This window comes from Thermocrispum sp. (genome assembly GCF_002919275.1).
Taxonomy (GTDB): Bacteria; Actinomycetota; Actinomycetes; order Mycobacteriales; family Pseudonocardiaceae; genus Thermocrispum; species Thermocrispum agreste.
On the sequence record NZ_PKFA01000065.1, the window covers coordinates 92,868 to 116,390 of the forward strand.

The window sequence follows — 23,523 nt, forward strand, 5'->3', positions numbered from 1 at the left end:
CGCCCCTCCGGCTGGTCGCCGGGCCGGTCCGCGGTGTCCGACGCCGGGCCGGAGGTGTCGTCGGCGGCCACGATCACGCCACCGTCTCCTTGGTGCCGCCTTCCTCGGCCCGGCGGGCCGCCTCGGCCTCCTCCTCGCCGTCACTGCGCAGCCTGCGCACCAGCACCGAGTCGCGCCCGGCCACCTCGAGGTCGGCCAGCATCACCGCGACCGCCTCGCGCACCAGACGTCCGCGGTCGACCCGCAGGTCGTGCTCGGCACGCAAGGTCAGCCGGGCCTGCTCGAGCGCGAGCAGTTCCTGCTGCGACAGGTACACCGTGATCTTGGTGTCGTGCTTGACCCGGGGTGACCCTCGCCGCGGCACACGTGGCTTGGACCCGCTGCTGCCGTCGGTGCCGGCGATGTCGGTCGTTTTGCGGAAGAAGAGCTCGGACGCTCCGGGCAGCCGTGCCCGACGACTCACCGCGCGATCACCTCGCGAGCCAGCTGCCGGTACGCCTCCGCCCCCGCGGACTTCGGCGCCCAGCTGGTGATCGGTTCGCCTGCCACGGTCGTCTCCGGGAAGCGGACGGTGCGGTTGATCACCGTGTCGAAGACCTTGTCGCCGAACGCCTCGACCACGCGCGCCATCACTTCCTTGGAGTGCAGCGTGCGCGGGTCGAACATGGTGGCCAGAATCCCGGTGATCTCCAGCTGCGGGTTCAGCCGCTCACGCACCTTCTCGATGGTGTCCATCAGCAGCGCGACCCCGCGCAGGCTGAAGAACTCGCACTCCAGCGGGATGATGATGCCGTGCGCCGCGGTCAGCGCGTTCACCGTCAGCAACCCCAGCGACGGCTGGCAGTCGATGAGGATGTAGTCGTAGTCGGCGAGCACCGGCTTGAGCACCCGCAGCAGGCTGTGCTCCCTGCCCACCTCGGCGACCAGCTGCACCTCGGCCGCCGACAGGTCGATGTTGCTGGGCAGCAGGTCGCAGTTCTCCACGCCGGTCGGCCGCAGCACGTCGCGAACGTCGCAGGAGTCCTCCATGATCGCGTTGTAGATGGTCCGCTCGAGCTCGTGCGGCTGCACACCCAAGCCGACCGACAGTGCACCCTGCGGGTCGAAGTCGACCAGCAGCACCTTGCGCCCGTACTCGGCCAGTGATGCGCCGAGGTTGATCGTCGAGGTCGTCTTGCCGACGCCGCCCTTCTGGTTGCACATCGCCAGCACGCGTGCCGGCCCGTGTTCCTTCACCGGTGGCGGGACCGGGATCTCCCGCACCGGACGCCCGGTTGGGCCCACGCGTGACTCCGTTCCGTTCGTGTTCGTGTCGACGTCGTCGATCTCGTCGGCGCCTGGACTCTTGGTCGCCGGAATCGTCAGTGGCTCGAATGTCGACATAGCGAGAAGACTCCTTGGCGAGGCTGCTGTCGGAAGACTAAGCACCCGGCACGGCAGCCGACAAAGCGGCTCGCCGGAGTCGGCCACGATTCCTCGCCGAATCCCCGCGCTTTCCGTCCCGTTCACCGGAAGCGGCGGCGTATCACCAGCACGGCCGAATCAACCTGGGGCGGCGGACGGAACGCCTTCCGCGGCACCGTCCTGCCGATCTCCGTCCGCCAACGCGGCGGGACACGCGCCGGATCGGAGAACCGGCGTGCCGCCGCGCGTTGCAGCACCAGATCCGCGGCGACCATGCCCGACGGAGTCTTGAGCAGTTTGCGCACCAGGTCGCTGGTGATCGAATACGGCGGGTTCGCCACGACACGGAACGGCCGGCGCGGCAGCACCAGCTCACGGGCGTCGATCCGCAGCACGGTCACCGGCTGGCCGGCGAAGCGCTCCTGGAGTACGTCGGCCCGCCCAGGATGGGGTTCGATCGCCAGCACGCGGGCCCCGGCAGCGACCAGGTGCCTGGTCAGGGCACCGGTACCAGCCCCGATGTCCAGCACGTACTGCCCGGGGCGCACGTTCGCGTCAGCGACGACCTTCGCTGCCCATTCGTCGACAAGCGGATGCCAGCCCCACGCCCGGCGCGATCGCCGAGCGCCGGACACGGCGCACCATCACCAAGTACGGCATGGCCCAGACGTTATTGATCACCGCCGCCGGAGTCCAATGATTTTTCCGGCGGTGCTGAGCCGCAGTGGACAGGTGCGGCCGATCCGGCTGTCGTCGGCAGCAGACAGTCGCCGGGGCGGCGTTCGGATCACGGGCCGGCATTCGGCTCACGGGGGGCCGGGTCATTCGTCGGCGGCGTAGCGGACCCCTACCTGCGCGCGGGCGTCGTCCATCAGCCGCATGATCGCCAGCGTGTCGTCCAGCGGCACCAGCGGGCTTTCCGTCAGCCCCTGCCGCAGGCAGCGCTCGACCTCGGCGATCTCCGGCCCGTAGCCGTTGCCGACGATCGGCTGCAGGATCTCCTCGCTGGTGATGGTCCGGCCCTCGGCCTGTTCGAGGATCAGCCGCTCGGGACGGTAGAACGGGCGCTCGAGGGTCACCGAGCCCTTGGTGCCGACCACCACGCCACGCTGCGGTGTCGCCGCGACGGTGGTGCAGGAGACGTGGGCGAACCGGTCGTCGTCGTACTCCCACTGCATCGCCATCGTCTGATCCGCACCGGTCGGGGACAACGTCCCGGTCGCCCGGACCCGGGCGGGCTCGCCGAGGAAGATCCAGGCGAACGTCACCGCGTAGACGCCCAGGTCCAGCAGGGCGCCGCCGCCGAGGTGCAGGTCGTATAGCCGGTGTGCCGGGTCAAACGGGAACAGCAGGCCGTTGTCCACCGTGACGCTGCGCAACTCGCCGATGCGGCCGTCGGCCACCAGCTGCACCGCGGTGCGGACCAGGCCGTTGGTGCGCATCCACATGGCTTCCATGCAGAACAAGCCCCGGCTGCGGGCCGCATCGATCACCTCGGCGGCCTGCCGGGCGTTGAGCGTGAAGGCCTTCTCCACCAGCGCCGGTTTGCCGGCGGCGAAGGTCTGCAGCGCCTGCTCGTAGTGCTGGCCGTGGGTCGTGGCGATGTAGACGACGTCGACGTCGTCGTCCGCCAGCAGATCGGCGTACGAACCGTATGAGCGGCTCGCGCCGTATGCGGCGGCGAAGTCACGCGCCCGGTCGGCGTCTCGCGCGGCAACCGCCACCAGCTCGTTGCCCTTGGTCACACGCAGATCCGTGGCGAACTTCCCGGCCATGCGGCCTGCACCGAGAATCCCCCAGCGGACCGGGCGGTCAGGATCGATTGCACTCACCTGTCGAACTATGCCGCACTATGCCCTGGCGCGCGGGTGAGCCGTGGCATACACCTCGCGCAGCGTGTTGACCGTCACTAGCGTGTAGACCTGCGTGGTGGTGACCGACGCGTGACCGAGCAGTTCCTGGACCACCCGCACGTCCGCGCCTCCTTCGAGCAGATGAGTGGCGAACGAATGCCGCAGCGTGTGCGGGGAGACGCCGCCAGTGATGCCCGCTCGTTCGGCGGCGACCTTGAGCACGTGCCACGCCCCCTGCCGGGACAGGCGGCCACCGCGGGCGTTGAGGAACAGAGCCGGGGTTGCCGACGCGCGTTTCGTCCGGGCGATCAGCGCCGGGCGGGCCCGCACCAGGTACGCGTCGATCGCCGCCAGAGCGGGCCTGCCGACGGGCACCAGACGCTGTCTGCCGCCCTTGCCGTCGAGCAGCACCGTCCGCTGTTCGATGTCGACGTCGTCGACATCGAGCCCGACGGCCTCGGAGATCCGCGCCCCCGTGGAGTACAGCAGCTCCAGCAGCGCACGATCGCGCAGCGCCAGCGCGTCGCCGTCGCCCGGGACCTCCAGCAACCGCAGCACGTCGTCCACCGGCAACGCCTTGGGCAGCCGTCGTGGTGGTGCGGGCGGCTTCACCTCCCGCGCCACGTCACGCGGCACCAGGCCTTCCCGAACCGCGAACCGGTGCAGGCCACGGACGGCCACCAACGCCCGCCCCGCCGACGAAGCCGCGAGCGGGGGAAAATCTTCCGTGCCTTCCCGCAAGGCGACCAGGAACGCGGTGATGTCCTCGGCGTCGACCTCGGCAAGATCGGTCCGGCCGCGCGCCTGCAGATGAGCGTGGTACCGGCGCAGATCCCTGGCGTAGCTGTCCACCGTGTTGCGGGCCATCCCGCGTTCCACCACCAGGTGATCCACGAACGCCCGGATGACCCGGTCCGGCCGGGTGCCGCTCATGGCCTTGCACGATAGCCGGACGGCCGGACGATCCCGGGCAGGCACGCCCCGGGCGCCTGGGCGAACGCGGGTCGATCGGTCAGCGGCGCTTGCGTGCGGCCAGCGCCTGCGGCTTGTCCGGCCACGGGGCATCCGCCGGCCGGGCAGGCACGCCGTGGTTGAGCACCGCGTCGGCGGCCAGCACACCGCTGACCGTGGCGCCGTTGATCAGCTCACCGGACAGGCAACGCCGGACGGCTTCCCGCAGCGGCATCCGATGCAGCACGATGTCGCGCTCTTCGTCGTCGTCCTCCAGCACCTTGCGGCCGACCTCGGTGAGGTCGCGCGCCAGGTAGACCCGGACCACCTCGTCGGTGAACCCGGCCGAGGCCGCCACGTCGACCAGGGTGTCCCACCGGCCTGCCACCAGCCCCGCTTCCTCCTCCAGCTCGCGTTGCGCGGTCCGCAGCGGGTCCTCCCCCGCCACGTCCAGCAGGCCGGCGGGCAGCTCGAGCAGGCGGCGCCCGATCGGATGCCGGTATTGGTGCACCAGCGTCACGTTCTGCTCGTCGTCGACCGCGGCGATGGCCACGGCGCCGAGATGCTCGACCACCTCCCGGCGGGCCGTCCCGCCGCCGGGCATGGCCACCTCGTCGATGCGCAGCGCGACCACCCGGCCGATGTGCACGTCGGTGCTGGACACCACGGTGAACTCGTGCTCCCCGGGTCGCGGGGAGCCACGTCCGGCCGGCCGGGTCTCGGTCACGGCAGCGGCAGCCGTTCCGCGGCCTGGTACTTCACGGCCGCCTCGATGAACGCGTCGAACAACGGGTGCGGCCGGGTCGGCCTGCTCTTGAACTCCGGGTGCGCCTGGGTGCCCACGAAGAACGGGTGCACGTCCGGCGGCAGCTCGACGAACTCCACCAGCTTGCCGTCCGGCGACGTACCGGAGATGACCAGCCCGGCGTCGGTCAGCCGCTTGCGGTAGGCGTTGTTGACCTCGTACCGGTGCCGATGCCGCTCGGACACCTCGGTGGTGCCGTAGGCCTTGGCGACCAGGGTGCCGTCCACCAGCTTCGCCGGGTAGGCGCCCAGCCGCATGGTGCCGCCCATGTCCTTGGCGCCGGAGACGACGTCGACCTGCTCGGCCATGGTCGAGATCACCGGGTGCTTGGTGTCCGGCTCGAACTCGGTCGACCCGGCGTCGGGGATGCCGGCCAGCGAGCGGGCCACCTCGATGACCATGCACTGCAGGCCCAGGCACAACCCGAGCACCGGGATCTTGCGTTCCCTGGCGAACCGGATGGCCTCGATCTTGCCCTCGATGCCGCGGATGCCGAACCCGCCGGGCACGACGATGCCGTGCACGTCGGACAGCACTGCGGCCGCTCCGCCCGGCGTGGACAGGTCGTCGGAGGCCACCCACCGGATGTCGACCTTCGCGCGGTGGGCGAACCCGCCGGCACGCAGCGCCTCGGTCACCGACAGGTAGGCGTCCGGCAGGTCGATGTACTTGCCGACCAGGGCGATCTTGACGGTCTCCTTCGGGTGGTGCACCCGGTCGAGCAGGTCGCCCCACACCGTCCAGTCGACGTCCCGGAACGGCAGGTCCAGCTTGCGCACCACGTAGGCGTCCAGCGCCTCGGAATGCAGCACCTTCGGGATGTCGTAGATGGACGGCGCGTCCGGGCAGGCGATGACCGCGTCGGCGTCCACGTCGCACATCAAGCCGATCTTGCGCTTCAGCTCCGGGCCGATCTGCCGGTCGGCCCGGCACACCAGCGCGTCCGGCTGGATACCGATGTTGCGCAGCGCGGCCACCGAGTGCTGGGTCGGCTTGGTCTTGAGCTCACCGGACGGAGCCAGGTACGGCACCAGCGACACGTGCAGGAAGAAGCAGTTCTCCCGGCCGATCTCGTGGCGCACCTGACGGCAAGCCTCCAGGAACGGCAGCGACTCGATGTCGCCGACGGTGCCGCCGACCTCGGTGATCACCACGTGGGTGTCCTCGTCGGCCATGCCGAGGATGCGCGACTTGATCTCGTCGGTGATGTGCGGGATCACCTGCACGGTGTCACCCAGGTACTCCCCGCGCCGCTCCTTGGCGATCACCGCCGAGTACACCTGGCCGGTGGTGACGTTGGCGTTGGCGGTCAGATCGCGGTCCAGGAACCGCTCGTAGTGACCGATGTCCAGATCGGTCTCCGCGCCGTCCTCGGTGATGAACACCTCGCCGTGCTGGAAGGGGTTCATCGTGCCCGGGTCGACGTTGAGGTACGGGTCGAGCTTCTGCATGGTCACCCGCAACCCGCGTGCGGTGAGCAGTTGCCCGAGACTGGAGGCCGTCAGGCCCTTGCCGAGAGAGGAGGCGACACCGCCGGTGACGAACACGTGCTTGACTGCGGCGGCCTTGCCTGGCTGAAGTCCCACGGGCCTCTACGCTAACACGCATCCGCCCGACCGGCGGGCGACACCCGCGACACCCGCATCGTCATCGGAGGTCTTCCGCGCATGCGCAGCCCCGACTGGGCCGTTCCCACTGTGACACCGTCGGATCCGCCCCTGCACGCCACCGTGCGCGTCCCGGGGTCGAAGTCGATCACCAACCGGGCGTATCTGCTGGCAGCGCTCACCGACAGCGGGACGCGGGTGCGTCATCCGCTGGATTCCCGGGACGCCCGGCTGATGCTGGGCGCACTGTCGGCGCTCGGCGCGCGCTCGGAACCGGTCGACGACGGTGTGCTGGTGCACCCGAGGGGTGATGCCGAGCCGCAGGTGACCGTCCAGCTGGGCAATGCGGGCACGGTCGCGCGTTTCGTGCCGCCGGTGGCCGCACTCGGCACGCAGGAAGTGCGCTTCGACGGCGACCAGGCCCTGTACCGGCGTCCCATCGCTCCCCTGCTGGCGGCGTTGCGCGAACTGGGCGCCAGCGTCGACGGTGACGGGCTGCCGTTCACCGTGCGTGGTGGCGGCGGCCTGCGCGGCGGGTACGTCGAGCTCGACTCGTCGGCCTCGAGCCAGTTCCTGTCCGCGCTCCTGCTCAGCGGGGCGGCGTTCGACGAGGGCGTGACGGTCCAGCTGGTCGGCGGCACTCCGCCCAGCGAGCCGCACATCGCCATGACGCTCGACCTGCTGCGGACCTTCGGCGCGCGGCCGGAGCGCGACGGCGTGCGCTTCCACGTGCCGCCAGGTCCGCTGAACTGCCCGGAGTACACCGTCGAACCGGACCTGTCCACGGCGGCGCCGTTCCTCGCCGCCGCCATGCTCACCGGCGGCACCGTGCGGATCCCCGACTGGCCGGCCACCACCACCCAGCCCGGCGACTACCTGCGGCACCTGCTGAGCGACCTCGGCGCCACCGTGACCCTCGACGTGGACGGGCTGACCATCACCGGCCCGGACGGCTTCGGCGGCGCCGACCTCGACCTGCACGAGGTCGGCGAACTCACGCCCGTGCTGGCCGCGTTGCTGTGCTTCGCCGACAGCCCGTCGACCATCTCCGGCGTAGCGCACCTGCGTGGCCACGAGACCGACCGGCTCGCGGCGCTGGCCACCGAGCTGAGCGGGCTCGGAGCGTCGGTCGACGAAACCGAGGACGGCCTGCGCATCACACCGGGCAAGCTGCACGGCGGCCGCTTCCACACCTACGAGGATCACCGGCTGGTGATGGCTGCGGCGGTCGTCGGGCTGCGGGTGCCGGGCGTGCAGGTGGAAAACCCCGCAACGGTCGGCAAGACGTTCCCCGGATTCGTCGAGACGTGGAGCGCGATGATCGCGACCGGGCTCTCGTGAGGTCCCGGCGCGACGCGCGTCCGCCATTGCGGTGTCCGCCCGGGCGTTGGCCCCCGGCGACACGACGATCGTGTTCTCACCCTTCCGATCCGCCGCGATGCAGGCGGCACCGCCGGGGCCGTCGGTGCGCTGCACCCAGGAGGTGTCCACCCCCGCGTCTCACTTCAGCGCGCCTGCCACGAACCCTTCCCGGATCTTGCGCTGGAAGATCAGGTAGACGACCAGCACCGGCAGCATGCTGATCACCATGCCGGCGAACAGTGCGCTCCAGTCCGCGTCGTAGCCCTGCTGCGCCTGCAGCATCGCCAGGCCTTCGGTGAGCACCGCGGTGGACTCGTTGTTCTGGTTCAGCACCAGCGGCAGCAGGTACTGGTTCCACATGCTCAGGAAGTTGAACAGCGCGACGCTGACGATGCCGGGACGGGCCATCGGCAGCATCACCCGGAAGAACACGCCGGCGTGCGAGCACCCGTCGATCAGCGCCGCTTCCGCCACCGCGTTGGGCAGGGTGCGGAAGAACGCGGTCAGGAAGAACACCGAGAACGGCAGCGCGTAGGCGGTGTAGACGAGGATCAGGCCGAGGTGCGTGTGCAGCAGCCCGAGGTTGCGCACCACGAAGAACAGCGGCACGACGGCCAGGAAGACCGGGAACATCAGCCCGCTGGCGAACAGGTAGAACAGGAACCGGTTGCCGCGGAACTCGTAGCGGGCCAGCACGTAGGCGGCCATCGTGGACAGCAGCATGGTCAACAGCAGCGCGCCGGAGACCACGATGACCGTGTTGACGAAGAACTGCCCGATGGACGCCCCGCCCCATGCGCGGCCGAAGTTGTCCACCCGCCACTCGCTGGGCAGGGCGAACGGCGCGCCGAAGACCTCGTCGTTCGGCTTGAACGCGGTCACCACCGCCCACAGCAGCGGCATCACCGACACGATCGCCCACCCGGCCAGCACCACGTGGAAGAACGCGTCGGTCGGCCGCCAGGCGCGGCGCGGCGCCTGCTTCGGCGGCAGTGCGGCCGGTTCGGTGCGCGGCGGCGCTACGGTTTGCGTCATCCCAGTTCCACCTGCTCCCGGCGGGTCACCCGGAACATCACCGCCGCCAGCGTCAAGGTCAGGAAGAACAGCGCCACGCCGATCGCCGACGCGTAGCCGTACTGCGGGTTGATGTCACCGCTGAACGCTCGCGTGTACAGGTAGTGCGCCACGACCTCGGTGGAGTTGGAGATCGCCTCCGGATGCGGGGTCATGATGTTGACGATGGCGAAGAAGTCCAGCGCGATGATGCCCAGGTAGACGAACGCGACCTGAACGTTGTCCCACAACAGCGGCAGCGTGATGCGAAAGAACACGGTGAACCGGTTCGCCCCGTCCAGCGCGGCCGCCTCGAACACGTCCCGGGGAATGGCGGCCAGCCCCGCGGTGAACAGCACGACGTAGAAGCCGACCGCGTGCCACACCGCCACGCCGATGACCGCCCACAGCGCCGTCTCCGGCGAGCCGAGCAGCCCGTCGGTGGGCGGGTCCACGCCCACCGCGGCCATGGTCTTCGGCACCGGGCCGCCGCGCGGGCTGTAGGCCTGGCGCCACAGGATGGCGATGATGGCCACCGACAGCAGGTACGGAAAGAAGAACACCGCGCTGTAGAACTTCGACCCGCGCAGGCCGGTGGCCACCACGCCGCGCCGGGCGCCGCCCACGTTGATCAGGTACGCGAACAGCAGCCCGAGCGCGATGGTCACCACTGGCAGCACCACCAGCAGCACCGCGTTGTTGCGCAACGCGATCCAGAACGTCTCGTCGGCGAGCAGCCGGGCGTAGTTGTCCAGCCCGACGAAGTTGATCTCGTCGCTGTACCCGCTCCAGTCGGTGAAGCTGTAGATCAGCGCCTGCACGTTCGGCGAGACGACGAACAGCACGTACAGCCCCAGCGGCACCGCCAGGAACGAGACGATGAACCGGTACTTCCCGTGGCGCACTGGCGATGTTTACTTCCGCTCGTACTTCTCGATCGAATCGTCCGCGGCCGTCTTGTCCGCGGCCTGCTGGCACGCCTTGACGTACTCCTCGGCGCTCTTGCGTCCGGCCAGCAGGTCGGCCATCGCCTGGGTGCAGGCCTTGTGCATGTCCCCGTACCACAGGTTGTGGATGTAGGTGACGGTGTTCTCGCCGGCCGCCTGCAGCGCCGCCTGCGTCGACTCCAGGCCGGTGGTCTTCGGCTCGACCGCCTCGTTGGCCGCCTTCACCACGGTCAGCGACCCGGTCAGCTCGGTGAACGCCATCGCGTTGTCCTTGGCCAGCATGTAGCGCAGGAACTCCATCCCGCCGCGGACGTTGTCCGCTTTGCTCGGCACGATGAACGACTCGCCCGGGCTGGCGTACAGCGCCTCGGTGGGCATCGCGTCGTCGCTGCCCAAGCTCGGCACCGGCGACATCACCATGTCGAACCCCTTGGGGGTCACCGACTTCATCTCGTTCTCCACCCACGAGGCGTTCGGGTAGACGCCGACCTTGCCCTTGACCCATTCGGTCTGCGCCTCGGTGTGTTCCAGCGCGGCCGCACCGGGCAGCAGGTAGCCCTTGGCCGCCAGCTGTTCGATGGCCGCCGCCGCGTCACCGACCGCGGGCTGCTCCCACGCGCCCGGTTCCAGGTTGTCGATCTTGACCAGCACGTCCGGGCCACCCCGCTTGGCCGCCATGGTCAGCAGCGTGGTGGTGACGTACTGGGCGGCGTTCTGGCCCGCGTAGCCGACCGGGGCCAGGCCGGCCGACTTCATCTCCGCGCACAGGTCCAGGAAGTCGTCCCACTGCTTGGGCATCTCCCAGTTGTGCTTGTCGAACAGCGACCGCGAGTACCACATGCCGTAGACGAACAGGACGTAGTTCAGCGCGTGGAAGGTGCCGTTGTAGCTGCCGACGTCGACGGTGCCGTCGACCAGCGTGTCGCGGACCTTGACGTTCGGGTCGTCCACCGACGGCGCGTCCAGCAGCGGCTGGAGGTCGGCCAGCTGCTTGCCGCCGACCAGCGTGCCCAGCGGGATCTTCTGGGCGCCGGAGTCGTCGATCAGGTCGGGCGGATCGTCGCTGGCGAACCGGGGCTGCAGCGAGTTGATGTTGACCATGCCCTTGACGGTCACCTTCGCCCCGCTGTGCGCCTTCTTGTACGCCGCCTGCACCTCGGGGAACGTGGTCTTCAAGCCGCCGGCGAAGGTGATCACCTCGAGCGGGGCCGACGAATCGACGCCCAGCGGGTTCTTCGCCGAAACCTCCCCCTTGGCCTGCTCGTTGCCGCCGCTCCCGGCGGTGGCGCAGCTCGCCATCATCCCCGACACCGGCAGGAACAGCGCCCCGGCCGCAAGAGCCTGGCGCAGAAAGACCCGCCTGTCCACGTCGACCATGTCGGCCTCCCTCATCCGATGGATGGGCAGGGACGATACTTGTGATCGAGCAAGGACGCTAGTGGCAAAATTTGTTTTCAGCAAGAGCCATCGCGGCAAGCCTGGCCGCGCCGACGGCCGCCCCTTGCCGGGTGTCCACCGCGACCACCACGGGCCGCCCGGAAGGGCTCAACGCTGCCGTCACGCGCGACTGCAGGGGGCCGCCTGCCCCGATCAGTCCGCCGGCCAGGACCAACGGCTGGTCCGGCCGGGGACCCAGTGCCGTCGCGGTCGCCGCGAGGTGCTGCACGGCGCCTTGCACGATGTCGTGCGCCACCTCGTCTCCCGCCTCGGCCACCCGCAGCACACGGGGTGCCAGCCGTGCCAGTGCCGGTGGCGGCACCGCCATGGCCGCGGCGACGACATCGCAGGTGACCGGTCTCGTTCCCAGCTCGGCACACAGCGCGCCGGCGAGCTCGGTACGTGGCCCGCGGCCGTCGAGCGAGGCCAGCACGGCGTGCAAGGCCTGCCGGGCGATCCAGAAGCCACTGCCGTCGTCGCCCAGCAACCAGCCGGCGCCGTCGGCCGTCGCCACCGTGGTGAAGCCACGAATCCTGGCAGCGGACGCGCCCGTGCCCGCGATCAGCACCACGCCGTCGGGCTCCGCGCTGCCGCCGGCGAACGCCACCTCGACATCGGAGCAGACACCCACCGGGCATGCCATCCCGGCGGCGGCGACCGCGGCGCGGACGGTGTCCGCGGCGTGCGGCGCCGCACGGACCCCGGCAAGGCCCGCGACCACCGCGCCGACCTCCTCCGGGCGAGCCCCGGCTGACTCCAGGCATGCGGCAACACACGCGGTGAGGCGCGCTTGGAGTTGGTCAGGCGGTACGGACAGCGCGTTGCCCGCAGGCCCGTCCGCACTGCCCAGGACGGCTTCTCCCTCGCTACCGTGGTCGACGGCCACCGCACGCATCCCGGTCCCGCCTGCGTCCACCCCGATCACGACAGCCATCGCCACCTCCGTCGAGCCCGCCCGGCCGACCGCGCTTGACCGACCGCGGCGTGGTAGTAAATCATTTCAGCGAACCGTTTGTCGTTCGATAGGGAATTTCAGTGACGATCGAGCAGGCGATGCCCGCGGCCCTGTCCGCTCGCATCCGCGCGGCCGAGCCCAGCCTCGGCGGCGCCCTGCGGGACGTCGCGCAGTACATCCTGGCGGATCTGCCCGGCACCATGCACGCCTCGATCGGCGACCTGGCTCAGGCGTCCGGCACGTCCCCGGCCACCATCACCCGGTTCTGCCGGGCCATCGGCCTGGAGTCGTACCGGGAACTGAAGCTGGCCATCGCCGAGGAACTGGGCCGGGCCACGGTCAACCCGGCACTGAACGTCGGGGTGGGCATCGAACCGAACGACGACATGGAACGGGTCGCCGCAGTGGTGGTCAACGCCGACCTGCAAGCCATTCAGCAGACCGCCGCCCAGCTGGATTTGAAGGCGGTGGACGAGGCAGCGAAAGCCATCACGCGGGCCCGCCGGGTGGACGTGATCGGCACCGGCGGGAGCGGCACCAGCGCCACCGAGCTGCAGATGCGGTTGCACCGGATCGGCTGCCCGGTGTGGGTGTGGACCGAGAACCACCTCGCCGAGACGTCCGCCTACCTGCTCGGATCCGACGACGTCGCGGTCGGCGTCTCGCACACCGGCTCCACCAGGGAGACGGTCGAGCCGATGGCGATCGCCCGCGACCAGGGTGCCACCACGATCGCCATCACCAACCGTGCCCGTTCCCCGCTGGCCAAGCTGGCCGATCACGTGCTCACCACGGCGGCGCTGGAGACCAGCTTCCGGCACGGCGGACTGGCCGCCCGGCACTCCCAGCTCGTGGTCGTCGACCTGCTGTACATCCGGGTCGCCCAGCTGTCCGGCGACCGCGCCAGCAATGCCCTCAACCGCACCGCGGGAATCACCCGCGCCCACGCCTACCGGGAGCGCTCATGACACCGGAACTGTCCGCCGCGGGATTCGCCTCCTACGCCTTGTCGGCCATGGCCGAAGTGGCCGAGAAGGCCGCCGACGCGGTCGACGCGGCCGCCGAGCTGATCGCGAACGCGGTGCGTTCGGACGGCATCGTGCAGGCCTTCGGCACCGGACACTCACAAGCCGTCGCGCTGGAGATCGCGGGGCGCGCCGGCGGGCTGATCCCCACCAACCGCATCCGGCTCACCGATCTGGTCGTAGTGGGCGGCGACCAGCCCGATGTGCTGGCCGATCAGCTGCTGGAACGGCAGCCCGGCCTGGCGGAGCGGTTGTACCAGCTCGCCGGCGCGCGACCCGGCGACGTGTTCGTCATCGCCTCCAACTCCGGCGTCAACGCGGTCGTCTCCGAGATGGCCCGCTTGGTCACCGAGAAGGGCCACCCGCTGATCGCCATCACGTCGATGCAGCACACCATGCGGGTGACACCCAGTGACCCGGAGGGCAAGCGGCTGGCCGATTTCGCCGACGTGGTGCTGGACAACGGCGCCCCTTACGGCGACGCGGTGCTGCCGCTGCCCAACGGCGGCACGGCGTGCGGTTTCTCGTCGCTCAGCGCCGGGCTGCTGGTGCAGATGATGGTCGCCGAGGCGATCCGCAAGCTGGTGGACGCCGGGGTCGAGCCGCCGGTGTACGTCTCGTCGAACGTGCCCGGCGGATTCGAGCGGAACCGGGAGATCGAGAAGCGGTACGAGGGCCGCATCCGCCGCCTCGCCGGCTGAGACCCGCCGACGCGGACCCGGGCCGCAGTGCCCCGGCGTGCCTCCGCCGGCGCTGCGGCGTCAGTCGCCTTTGCCCGCCACGCCGGGTGCCGGCCCCTGCGCGTTGCCCGCGATACCGTATTGCCCGGCGTCGCCTTCCAACTGCTCGCGCAGCGCCAGCACGGTCACCACGCGGCCTGCTGCGGTGTCGACGTTGTCGACCGTGGACAGCACCTCGGTGGATGCCGTGTCCGACCGGGTGTAGCCGATCGGCCCGGTGGACTTCGCCGCCGCGGGCGTTCCGGCCAGCACCACGCCGGCGCTCGCCTTGTCCAGCTCGGTGGCGAACCGGCTGATCGTCGCGGTGCGGTCGCCGACGCCGTCGCCGGTCAGCTCGCCGCCGACCAGCACGACCGCCAGCTGTGCGGCCTGCACGTCACCCGGCTCCTTGATGAAGCCGCCGTCGGCGAGCCCGGCCAACGCGGCGTCGCGCTCCGCCGCCGTCGACTGCGGCTGGGCCGTCTTGGCGTCCAGCAGCAGGGTGTGGCCGAGCAGGGCACCCGCCAGCGTGCCCGGGCCTCCGGCGGTCGGGAACTTCGCCCCGGCGGGCTGCAGACGGGTCGCGAGCTCCGCCAGCTGGTCCGCCTGCCCCGGGTCGGCGAACGCCTCGGTCAGCTGCACCTCCCCGGTGACCTTGCCGCCCGCGGCGGTGATCAGCTTGCGCAACGCGTCCCGGTCCGCCGGGCGGGCGTCGTAGTTGGTCACCAGCAGCACCGTGCGCTTGTCCAGGCTCCCCGCGACGATCTTCGGGCCGACCGACGCGGAGAACGCGTCCTGATCGTCCAGGCGGGCCTGCAGCTCGTTCCGCTCGGCCTCCAGCGAGCTGGCCCGCTTGGCCAGCTCGTCCCTGTCCTCGGTCAGCGCCGACAGCAGGCTGCCGCCCAGCGCCGTGCTGCCCAGCACGACCCCGACGGCCAGGGCGAGGAAGACCGCCGCGATGGAGACGATGTGGTAGCGCAATGAGATCACGCGAACAACCCCTCGAGCCAAGTGACGAACGACGACCACTGCCGCTGCATCCAGTCGAGGTAGACGTCACCGACGTCGGACACCAGCAACGCGGCGATCACCACCAGCAGCGCGGCGCCGACCAGCAGCAGCACCGCACCGATCGACACCCGGTTGCGGTGCAGTTCGGCCACCGCCCTGCCGTCGACGATCTTCGACCCGAGCTTGAGGCGGGTGACGAACGTGGACGGATTGGATCCGGCTCGGCCGTGGTCGAGAAACTCGGCCAGCGTGGCCTGGAAACCCACCGTGACGACCAGGCTCGCGCCGTGCGTGTCGGCGAGCAGCAGGGCCAGGTCCTCCGGGTTGCCGGACGAGGGGAACCTGACCGCCTGGATGCCCAGGTCCTGGATCCGCTGCAGGCCGGGTGCGTGGCCGTCCGGCTGGGCAGGCACCACGACCTCCCTGGCGTGCCGCAGCGTCTCCTCCTCGATGCCACTGGGATCACCCAGCACGATGTCCGCGCGCACCCCTTGGGACCGCAGCGTGTCCGCCGCCGCGCCGACCCCGATCACCACCGGGTTGTGCTCGGCGATGTACTTCTTCAGCCGTTTCACGTCCTGCGCATGGCCCGGGCCCGGTGCGACGACCAGCGCGTGCCTGCCTTTGACCAGTACCCGCACGTCCGGCACGCCCACCCCGTCGAGGATCAGCGTCCGCTCCGCACGCAGGAACTCGATCGTGTTGGCCGAGAACGCCTCCAGCTGCGCGATCATCCCGGCCTTGGCCTCGATCATCTGATCGGCCACCGAGTCCGGCGTCTGCGCCACGCCGCGCCCCAGCTCCTTCTCCCCGGCGAAGATCACGCCGTCCAGCAACCGGATCTTGCTGCCGTCCTTGACCGTGCGCAGCAGCTCGACACCCACCCCGTCGATCAGCGGGACGCCCGCCCCGACCAGGATCTCCGGCCCCAGGTTGGGGAACCGGCCGGAGATCGACGGTGAGGCGTTGACCACGCCTGCCACCTCCGCTCGCACCAGGGCTTCTGCGGTGACCCGGTCCAGGTCGACTTCGTCCAGCACCGCGATGTCGCCCGGTCCGACGCGCCGGAGCAGCCGCTGCGTGTTGCGGTCCACCCGCGCGACGCCGGACACACCGGGCAGCGCCTCTTTCCCGCGAGACGAGGAGAGGAGGCCGTTGAGTTTCATGGGTCGATAGTGACTCATGAGGCGGCGTTCGCCGGTCCGCCACGCCGGGACACCCAACCCGCGGTATCCCCCGATCAGGTGAGTTTCGCCTTGTCCTCCGCGGCCACTTCGAGCAGCTCTTCCGCGTGCGCCAGGCCCGTCTCGGTGTCGTCCATGCCCGCCAGCATGCGCGCCAGCTCGGCGACGCGCTCCGAGTCCGACAGGGTCCGGACGTCGCTGGCTGTCACGCCGCCGGACGTCCCTTTGCGCACCGCCAGGTGGCGGTCCGCGTACGCCGCCACCTGGGGCAGATGCGTCACGACCAGCACCTGATGGGTTCGCGCCAGCCGGGCCAGGCGGCGGCCGATCTCCACCGCCGCACGCCCGCCGACCCCGGCGTCGACCTCGTCGAACACCATCGTCGGCACCGGGTCGGCCTTCGCCACCACCACCTCGATGGCCAGCATCACCCGGGACAGCTCCCCGCCGGACGCGCCCTTGTGCACCGGCAGCGGCGGAGCGCCTTCGTGCGGTTTGAGCAGCAGCTCCACGTCGTCGGTGCCGTGCTCGGCGGCGTGACAGAGCACGCCGTCCACCTCGAGCGCCGCCGGATCGTCCGCGGTGGCGGTGCGCCGGCGCACGCTGATCTGCACCTCGGCCTGGCCCATCGCCAAACCGGCCAGCTCCGCGGTGATGGCCGCGCCCATCTCCTCGGCCGCCGCGCACCGCGCCTTGGTGAGCCTGGCGGCGTGGCCGGCCAGCTCGTGCGCCAGCTCGTCGCGCCGGGCCGCCAGCTCGGCCAGCGCTTCGTCGGAGGTGTCCAGCGACGCCAGTTTCCGCCGGGCTTCCTCCGCCCAGGCGAGCACTCCGTCGACGTCGGCGGCGTATTTGCGGATCAGCTTCTTCAGCTCCGCCTGCCGGGCCAGCAGGCCCTCCAGCCGCTGGGGGTCGGCGTCGAGGTCGTCCAGATACGCACCGAGCTCGCCGCCGACGTCGGTGAGCACGACCAGGGCCTGGTCCAACCTGCTCGCCAGCTCGGTCAGCGCCGGGTCGCCGGTCGCCTCCAGCCGGCGCTTGGCCTCGCCGATCAGTCCGAGCGCCCCCGGCTGGTCCGGATCGCCGTCCTCGGCGCCGCTGAGAGCCCGCTGCGCGCCGTGGGCAGCGGACCGCAGCTCGTCGGCCTCCGCCAGCCGTTTGACCTCGGCGGCGATCTGCGCGTCCTCCCCCGGCTGCGGATCGACCGCGCCGATCTCGGTCAGCGCGTGCCGCAGCATGTCCGCCTGCTGGGCCAGCTCGCGGGACTTCGTGGTGCGCTCGGCCAGCTCGGCGACGACCGCCTGCCATTCTGCCCGCACCCGCTGGTAAGCGGCCAGCGGCTCGGCCACGGACTCGCCCGCGTAGCGGTCCAGCACCGCCAGCTGCTCCGCGGGCCGCAGCAGCCGCAGCTGGTCGTTCTGGCCGTGCACCGCGATGAGGTGCTCGGCGAGCTGGGCGAGCGCACCCGCGGGCACCGAGCGGCCGCCGAGGTGGGCCCGCGACCGGCCGTCCTTGCTGACCGACCGGACCGCGATGAGGCTGCCGTCGTCGTCGGTCTCGGCACCGGCTTCCTCCGCGATCGCCGCGGCTTGCGGCACCGTGGTCAGGTCGAACCGGCCTTCCACGACGGCCTTCTGCGCCCCTGCCCGCACCCGCGAGGCGTCCGCCCTGCCGCCGGACAGCAGGTGCAGGCCGGTGACCACCATGGTCTTGCCCGCACCGGTCTCACCGGTCACCACCGTGAACCCGGGGTGCAGTTCGAGCAGCGCGTCGTCGATGACTCCGACGCCCTGGATCCGCATCTCGGACAGCACGGGCTCTACCGTAACGGCTGCACCGACACTTCCGGGTGCTCCACGCCCGGCATCACGTGGTGTGCCGCTCCCGCCAGCTCTTCACCGGAAGAGCGAACTTGTGCACCAGCCGGTCGGTGAACGGGCCGTCCCACAACCGGGCCAGCTTCACCGGGATGGCGCCGCTGCCGACCTGCACCCTGGCCCCGACGGGGACTTCCACGTACCGCTGCCCGTCGCAGTTGAGCACACCGTTGGTGCCGTTCGGGTCCAGCTCGATGGCGATCTCCGACGACGGCGAGACCACCATCGGCCGGGAGAACATCGCGTGCGCGTTGCTCGGCACCACGCACATGGCCTGCACGTCCGGCCAGATGATCGGCCCGCCCGCGGAGAACGCATACGCCGTCGATCCGGTCGGCGTCGCCACCAGCACGCCGTCGCATCCGAACGCCGACACGGGATGGCCGTCGATGGTGATCAGCACGTCCAGCACGCGTTCCCGCGAACCCTTTTCCACGCTCGCCTCGTTCAGCGCCCAGGTGCTGGCCAGCACGGTGTCGCCGTGCCGCACAGTGACGTCGAGCGTCATCCGCTCTTCCACCCGGTAGGAGCCTTCGACGGCGCGCCAGACCGTCTCGCCGAGTGCATCGGAGTCCGCCTCGGTCAGAAAACCCATCCGTCCGAGGTTCACTCCGAGCACCGGCACGCGGGCGGGCCTGGCCACCTCCGCCGCACGCAGCAGAGTGCCGTCCCCGCCGAGGACGAACACCAGCTCGACACCGTCGGCCGGGTTCTCGTCGGCCCGCACCACGGTGCACGGAAACGTCGCACCTGCGACGGCGATCGCGTCGTCGGGCGCGGTGCCGAGCAACCGCACGGCGAACCCGGCGGCGGTGAACCGCTCCCCGACCTCGCGCGCCGCGTCCAGCGTCTGCTTCCGGTCGGAGTGCACCACCAGGAGGACTTCACGGCTCATGCCGGCCCCTTCTCGACGGCGGAGCGCACCAGGTCCGCCATCCTGGCGCGCTCGTCCTGGTCGTCGGCCGCGATCTTGTCGCCTGCGTGCCGTAGCCACGCGAAGTACTCGACGTTGCCTGCCGGCCCCGGCAACGGGCTGGCCACCACCCCCTGCGTGATCAGTCCCAGGTCGGCCGCCACGGTGAGCACGCCGAGCACGGCCTCGGCGCGTAGCCCGCGATCACGCACCACTCCACCGCTGCCGACCTTGTCCTTGCCCACCTCGAACTGCGGTTTCACCATCGGCAGCAGGTCACCGCCCACCCGGGTGCATGCCATGAGCGCGGGCAGCACCAACCGGAGCGAGATGAACGACAGGTCCGCGACCACCAGGTCGACTTCGCCGCCGACGAGGTCCGCGGTCAGCGACCTGGCGTTGGTCTTGTCCAGCACGGTGACCCGCTCGTCGGTTTGCAACCGCCAGTCGAGCAGGCCACGACCGACGTCGACCGCCACCACGCTCTTCGCTCCCCTGCGCAGCAGCACGTCGGTGAAACCGCCGGTGGACGCCCCCGCGTCCAGGCAACGCTTTCCGGCCACGTCCACACCGAACGCGTCGAGCGCGCCGAGCAGCTTGTACGCACCTCGCGACGCCCAGCCGGGGTCGTCGTCGTTCTTCACGACGATAGACGTGTCGCGGTCCACGCCCATGGCCGGTTTGCGCGCGGCCATGCCGCGCACGCTCACCCGTCCCGCGTTGATCAGGCTCACGGCGTGTTCGCGCGACCGGGCCAACCCGCGGCGCACCAGCTCGGCGTCCAGCCGGGCTTTGCGTGCCTTCGCCGTCACCGCTGATTCAGACCTTGTCGATCGACGACAGCGCCACCGTGAGCTCGGTGTGGACCGCGTCGAACCGCTCCACATGCTCGCTCAGCGGCAGCTGGTCGAGCTCGTCCAGACCGGCCACCGCCTCGGCCACGCCCGCCTTGGGGTCGGTCTCCAGCCGCGCAAGGCCGGGCTTCGGTTGGTCGTTCATGGGTCAACGGTAATCGATGCCGGGCAGGCCCAGCGATCGTGCCGCCCGCGCGGCGCCTTCTCCGCGGACCCGTACCGCGGTGACACCGGACTCCCACGCCGGCTGGCACAGCGCGCGCAGCAACGTCACCGGGGAACCTTCCCCGGACACTTCCAAGGCATCGGCCGTGACGGCGATCCGCCAGCCGTCCTGGGGGCCGACCGCCAGGGTCGCGGACGGTTCGAGCACGGCCGCCATCGTTTCGCCGATGTAGCCGGGTCGCTGGTCCTCCGGGGCGGCCAGCACCTCGTGGGCGGCAGTGACACCGCTGAGCACGAGCAGGGAGTCGTAGCCCGCCGCGTTCGCGCCGGCGATGTCGGTGTCCAGGCGGTCACCGATCACCAGCGGGCGGCTGGCGCCTGCGGTCGCTGCGGCGCGCTGGAACTGGCCGGGCGCCGGCTTCCCGGCGACCCGCGGCTGACGCCTGGTCGCCGTCCGCAACGCGGCCACCATCGACCCGTTGCCGGGGAGTTCACCCCGTTCGGTGGGCAAAGTGGGGTCGAGGTTGCACGCCACCCAGGTGGCACCCTCCCGGATGGCCATGCACGCTTCGGCCAGGTCGCGCCACGCCGTGGTGGGCGAATGTCCCTGGATGACCGCCGCGGGCGGATCCGGATCCACCGTGCGAACGACGCGCATCCCCACCCGCCGCACCTCGTCGGCAAGGGCTTCCGTCCCGACGACCAAGACCACCGAGCCGGACGGAACGAGGTCGGCGAGCAGAGCTGCTCCGGATTGGGCGGAAGTCTCCACCTCGTCGGCGTCCGCGGGAAAGCCGATTCCCCGCAGGTGTTCCGCCACCGCTTCGGGTGCGCGCGACGCATTGTTGGTGACGAACCGGACCGCCACACCTTCCTTGCGGAAACGTTCGACCGTCTCGATCGCACCCTCGATCGGCTGGGAGCCGCGGAATGCGGTGCCGTCGAGATCCAACAGGACGGCGTCATGCCGGGAGAGCAGCGTGTCGCCCGCTGGTGTGTCCGCGTCCGCTGTGTTGTCCGCTTGCTGGGGTCGTGAAGTCATTGGGTCAGCTCGGTGACTCGCTCCGCGGCGTCGGTCTCGTCGTCGATGTCCGCTTCAGCCGCATGCATGAACCACGTGACGGCTTCGTCCTTGCGGCCCGCGGCCAGCAAGTTGTCAGCGTAGGCATAGAACAGCCGTGCGCTCCACGGTTCCCACGTGTCCGGGTCCAGGTCCGGGCCTTGCAGGGCGACCACCGCCGCCTCGAGCTGGCCGAGATCGCGGCGGGCACCCGCGGCCACGATACGCAGCTCCACGGCGACCTCGGGAGGCAGTTGCGCCATGTCGGTCTCCCTGGCCAGATCGAGCGCCCGTTCGGGCCGGCCGAGAGCGCGCTCCAGATCAGCCAGCACGGCCACGTGCAGGTTGCTGTTGGTCATGCGCCGCACCGCGCGTAGCTCGGACAGCGCCTCCGCCCATTCACCCGCGTGATAGGCGGCGAGCCCGACCGCTTCCCGGACGACCGGTATCCGGGACGCCTTGGTCTTCACGTAGCGGGCGTGCGCGAGCGCGGCCTCCGGATCGGTGTCGATCAACCGGCCTGCGGCGACCAGGTGTTTGCCGACCAGCTCGGCCGTCGGCTTGGGCAAGCTGCGCAGTTCCTTGCGGACGTCGATGTCCAGCTCGGTGAACTCGATGTCGTCATCCAGCGGCGGGGCTTCGACCTTCGCCGCGGCCTCATGGCGAGTATCCGGGTCCTGCTTCGTCTGCTTGCCGGGGCCGCGCCTGGCCGCACCCTCTCGTCCGCCACCGTTGCGCCAGCCATCGCGAGCGGAAGCCTCACCACGAGCCGGCCGCCTGCCCTTGTGCTGACCATTCGGGAACCTGCGACCGCCTGCCGAATCCTCGCGATAGCCGCCGCTACGGCCGGTGGCTCCACGCCCTGCGCGGTTACGCCGATCGTGGCCTGACCCGGGGCTTCGCCCGCCACGCTGACCGTGATTGGTGTCGCGCGGTTTGCCCGAGCTGCCGGCCGCCTTCGCCCCGGCAGGTCTTCCGCGCCCGTCCGAATCGGACACCTGACCTCCTGTAGTCACTCGCTCCAGGCTAGCCCGCACAGGCGCGCTGCCTCGAACCGGCTACCGCTGCAGTAGTCGCCGCCACGTGCTGCCGTCCTCGATCCGCGGATCTGCGTCCCAGAATGCCGCGACTCCCAGCATGATCGATCAAGACACTCTGACGCTGGACGTCACACCGCCGCAGGAGAACGGTCACCGGCCGATGACCGCACCGCCGTAGTACGCGCCGTGGCTCGTGGGCGTGTGCTCTGCAGCCTCCAGCATGTGGAGCGTGGTGGTGGGTCCAGCAGGTTTCGCGGGTGTGGCCTTACTGGTGGATGGTGGGGTGTGTTGGCGGGAGGCGCTTGGGTGTGTGTGGTGGATGCCGTCCGGGGTCGAGCCGCACCCGCGCGGTGTCCGGGGCCTCTGGGTGGTGTGGTGGCTGTATCTGAGGTGGAGCGGCACCGGCTCGGTGCCCGGGCCCCCTGGGGGGTGGTGGCTGCTGCGGGGGGTGTTGCTGCGAGTTGGCAGTGTGCGCCTTGTGACCTGGGGGCTTTATCGTTCCTTGCGGCCTGTGCCCTGGCGGGTTGTGCTCTTGTAGCCTGTTCTGGCGGCCTGGGGGTTGTTCTCGCTTGGCTTGTGGCCTGCGGCTTTCTGCTGCTGTGCCTTGCGGCCTGATCGGTTCTTGGCGCTGTGCTCTTGCGGCCTGGGGAGTTCTGCGGTTGCAGCCTTGCGGGTTGTGCATGGTCGGCGTCGCGGCACGCTGGTCGGCCGACCTGTAGCCTCGGCCCTTGCGGCCTGAGCATCTTGTCGTTGTCGCCGGCACTCTACGGGGGTTTTGGTGCTGTGCCCTTGCAGCCTGCGGGCCTGTGATCTGCGGCCTTCTGATGCTGTGCGTCGCGGCCTGGGGGTTTGCCGTTGTAGCCCGCACTCTGCAGGGCCCTCTCTTAGTGCTGCACCCGTGCTGTGGGCGGGTCTGCCGGCCTCTTGTTGCTGCACCCGTGCTGTCTGTGGCTCGCACTCTGCGGGGCCATACTTTGTTGCTGTGCCGCCCGGCCTGTGCAAGGTCGACATCGCGGGCGGCCGGTTGGTCGACTTGTAGCCTGTGCTCTTGCGGCCCGGGGGTTCACCCCACCCGTTGTGTTCTTGTGGCGTGTGCTCGTGTGGTGTGTGCCCTCGCCTGAGCGGAATCCCAAGAAAAAAGGGCGGCCGCAGCCCCCGTAAAAAAAAAAGGGGCATGAAAAAAAAGGGGGGGGTCGGGATTCAGCTGAACTCCCGACCCCCCCTTTTTTTTGGCATCCCGAAGGATGTGGTTGTGTGGGTGTCCGGCGGTGTCCTACTCTCCCGCACCCTGGCGGGTGCAGTAC

22 protein-coding genes are annotated in these 23,523 nt (G+C 70.4%); 3 read left to right on the top strand and 19 right to left on the bottom strand.

The window, feature by feature from the left end; all coding sequences use genetic code 11:
- Window positions 1-73 precede the first annotated feature (73 nt).
- The 7 genes from CXP56_RS17420 to pyrG form a co-directional block, all read right to left on the bottom strand.
- Entirely contained in the window at window positions 74-463 is a 390-nt protein-coding gene (locus CXP56_RS17420; RefSeq protein ID WP_028847268.1) for a hypothetical protein, read from the bottom strand.
- Window positions 460-1,383, bottom strand: a complete 924-nt coding sequence (locus tag CXP56_RS17425; protein ID WP_028847269.1) for a ParA family protein — start codon at window positions 1,381-1,383, stop codon at window positions 460-462. Before CXP56_RS17425 ends, CXP56_RS17420 begins: the two co-directional genes overlap by 4 nt.
- A 122-nt stretch (window positions 1,384-1,505) precedes the next feature.
- On the bottom strand, window positions 1,506-2,039 hold the full coding sequence (locus CXP56_RS17430) for an rRNA adenine N-6-methyltransferase family protein (protein WP_028847270.1): 534 nt from the start codon (window positions 2,037-2,039) through the stop codon (window positions 1,506-1,508).
- 186 nt (window positions 2,040-2,225) lie between these two features.
- Entirely contained in the window at window positions 2,226-3,236 is a 1,011-nt protein-coding gene (locus tag CXP56_RS17435; protein ID WP_211227504.1) for a Gfo/Idh/MocA family protein, read from the bottom strand.
- Window positions 3,237-3,254: 18 nt separating this feature from the next.
- Window positions 3,255-4,190 (bottom strand): site-specific tyrosine recombinase XerD, encoded by a 936-nt coding sequence (gene xerD, locus CXP56_RS17440; RefSeq protein WP_286901994.1) that lies wholly within the window; start codon window positions 4,188-4,190, stop codon window positions 3,255-3,257.
- A gap of 79 nt (window positions 4,191-4,269) precedes the next feature.
- On the bottom strand, window positions 4,270-4,935 hold the full coding sequence (locus tag CXP56_RS17445) for an NUDIX domain-containing protein (RefSeq protein ID WP_051310066.1): 666 nt from the start codon (window positions 4,933-4,935) through the stop codon (window positions 4,270-4,272).
- Complete coding sequence (gene pyrG, locus CXP56_RS17450; protein WP_028847274.1) at window positions 4,932-6,599, bottom strand: CTP synthase; 1,668 nt, start codon at window positions 6,597-6,599, stop codon at window positions 4,932-4,934. The genes CXP56_RS17445 and pyrG overlap by 4 nt, the downstream gene beginning before the upstream one ends.
- 81 nt (window positions 6,600-6,680) lie before the next feature.
- Between pyrG and aroA the strand changes: the two genes are divergently transcribed.
- The gene (gene aroA / locus CXP56_RS17455) at window positions 6,681-7,961 is read left to right on the top strand and encodes a 3-phosphoshikimate 1-carboxyvinyltransferase (RefSeq protein WP_051310067.1); all 1,281 of its coding nucleotides are present in this window, start codon (window positions 6,681-6,683) and stop codon (window positions 7,959-7,961) included.
- A gap of 159 nt (window positions 7,962-8,120) precedes the next feature.
- Here the strand turns inward: aroA and CXP56_RS17460 are convergent, their stop codons facing one another.
- From CXP56_RS17460 to CXP56_RS17475, 4 genes are read right to left on the bottom strand one after another with little or no spacing between them, the layout of a single operon-like run.
- Complete coding sequence (locus tag CXP56_RS17460) at window positions 8,121-9,017, bottom strand: carbohydrate ABC transporter permease (RefSeq protein ID WP_038044795.1); 897 nt, start codon at window positions 9,015-9,017, stop codon at window positions 8,121-8,123.
- On the bottom strand, window positions 9,014-9,940 hold the full coding sequence (locus tag CXP56_RS17465) for a carbohydrate ABC transporter permease (RefSeq protein WP_028847277.1): 927 nt from the start codon (window positions 9,938-9,940) through the stop codon (window positions 9,014-9,016). The genes CXP56_RS17460 and CXP56_RS17465 overlap by 4 nt, the downstream gene beginning before the upstream one ends.
- 9 nt (window positions 9,941-9,949) lie before the next feature.
- Window positions 9,950-11,359 (bottom strand): N-acetylglucosamine/diacetylchitobiose ABC transporter substrate-binding protein, encoded by a 1,410-nt coding sequence (ngcE, locus tag CXP56_RS17470; RefSeq protein WP_038044852.1) that lies wholly within the window; start codon window positions 11,357-11,359, stop codon window positions 9,950-9,952.
- 58 nt (window positions 11,360-11,417) lie between these two features.
- Window positions 11,418-12,353, bottom strand: a complete 936-nt coding sequence (locus CXP56_RS17475; protein WP_286901997.1) for an N-acetylglucosamine kinase — start codon at window positions 12,351-12,353, stop codon at window positions 11,418-11,420.
- A 101-nt stretch (window positions 12,354-12,454) separates the two neighbouring features.
- On the opposite strand from CXP56_RS17475, the gene CXP56_RS17480 reads away from it, so the two are divergent.
- A complete protein-coding gene (locus tag CXP56_RS17480; RefSeq protein WP_286901999.1) occupies window positions 12,455-13,342 on the top strand; it encodes a MurR/RpiR family transcriptional regulator in 888 nt (295 codons plus the stop codon).
- Window positions 13,339-14,100 carry a sugar isomerase domain-containing protein gene (locus tag CXP56_RS17485; protein WP_028847280.1) on the top strand — a complete coding sequence of 254 codons (762 nt, stop codon included), beginning with the start codon at window positions 13,339-13,341 and terminating at the stop codon, window positions 14,098-14,100. Before CXP56_RS17480 ends, CXP56_RS17485 begins: the two co-directional genes overlap by 4 nt.
- A 60-nt stretch (window positions 14,101-14,160) precedes the next feature.
- Here CXP56_RS17485 and CXP56_RS17490 read toward each other — a convergent pair whose 3' ends face one another.
- The 8 genes from CXP56_RS17490 to CXP56_RS17525 form a co-directional block, all read right to left on the bottom strand.
- Window positions 14,161-15,108: a copper transporter gene (locus CXP56_RS17490; protein WP_286902000.1), complete on the bottom strand. Its 948-nt coding sequence runs from the start codon at window positions 15,106-15,108 to the stop codon at window positions 14,161-14,163.
- Window positions 15,105-16,295 carry a putative cytokinetic ring protein SteA gene (gene steA, locus CXP56_RS17495; protein WP_028847282.1) on the bottom strand — a complete coding sequence of 397 codons (1,191 nt, stop codon included), beginning with the start codon at window positions 16,293-16,295 and terminating at the stop codon, window positions 15,105-15,107. Before steA ends, CXP56_RS17490 begins: the two co-directional genes overlap by 4 nt.
- Window positions 16,296-16,369: 74 nt before the next feature.
- Window positions 16,370-18,124, bottom strand: coding sequence for a DNA repair protein RecN (recN, locus tag CXP56_RS17500; protein WP_028847283.1), 1,755 nt, complete (start codon window positions 18,122-18,124; stop codon window positions 16,370-16,372).
- A 52-nt stretch (window positions 18,125-18,176) separates the two neighbouring features.
- Window positions 18,177-19,082: an NAD kinase gene (locus tag CXP56_RS17505; RefSeq protein ID WP_028847284.1), complete on the bottom strand. Its 906-nt coding sequence runs from the start codon at window positions 19,080-19,082 to the stop codon at window positions 18,177-18,179.
- Window positions 19,079-19,912 (bottom strand): TlyA family RNA methyltransferase, encoded by an 834-nt coding sequence (locus CXP56_RS17510; protein ID WP_038044796.1) that lies wholly within the window; start codon window positions 19,910-19,912, stop codon window positions 19,079-19,081. The genes CXP56_RS17505 and CXP56_RS17510 overlap by 4 nt, the downstream gene beginning before the upstream one ends.
- 7 nt (window positions 19,913-19,919) lie before the next feature.
- Entirely contained in the window at window positions 19,920-20,099 is a 180-nt protein-coding gene (locus CXP56_RS17515) for a hypothetical protein (RefSeq protein ID WP_028847286.1), read from the bottom strand.
- 3 nt (window positions 20,100-20,102) lie between these two features.
- Complete coding sequence (locus CXP56_RS17520; protein ID WP_051310070.1) at window positions 20,103-21,161, bottom strand: HAD-IIA family hydrolase; 1,059 nt, start codon at window positions 21,159-21,161, stop codon at window positions 20,103-20,105.
- The gene (locus tag CXP56_RS17525) at window positions 21,158-22,177 is read right to left on the bottom strand and encodes a tetratricopeptide repeat protein (RefSeq protein ID WP_286902003.1); all 1,020 of its coding nucleotides are present in this window, start codon (window positions 22,175-22,177) and stop codon (window positions 21,158-21,160) included. Before CXP56_RS17525 ends, CXP56_RS17520 begins: the two co-directional genes overlap by 4 nt.
- Window positions 22,178-23,523 lie beyond the last annotated feature (1,346 nt).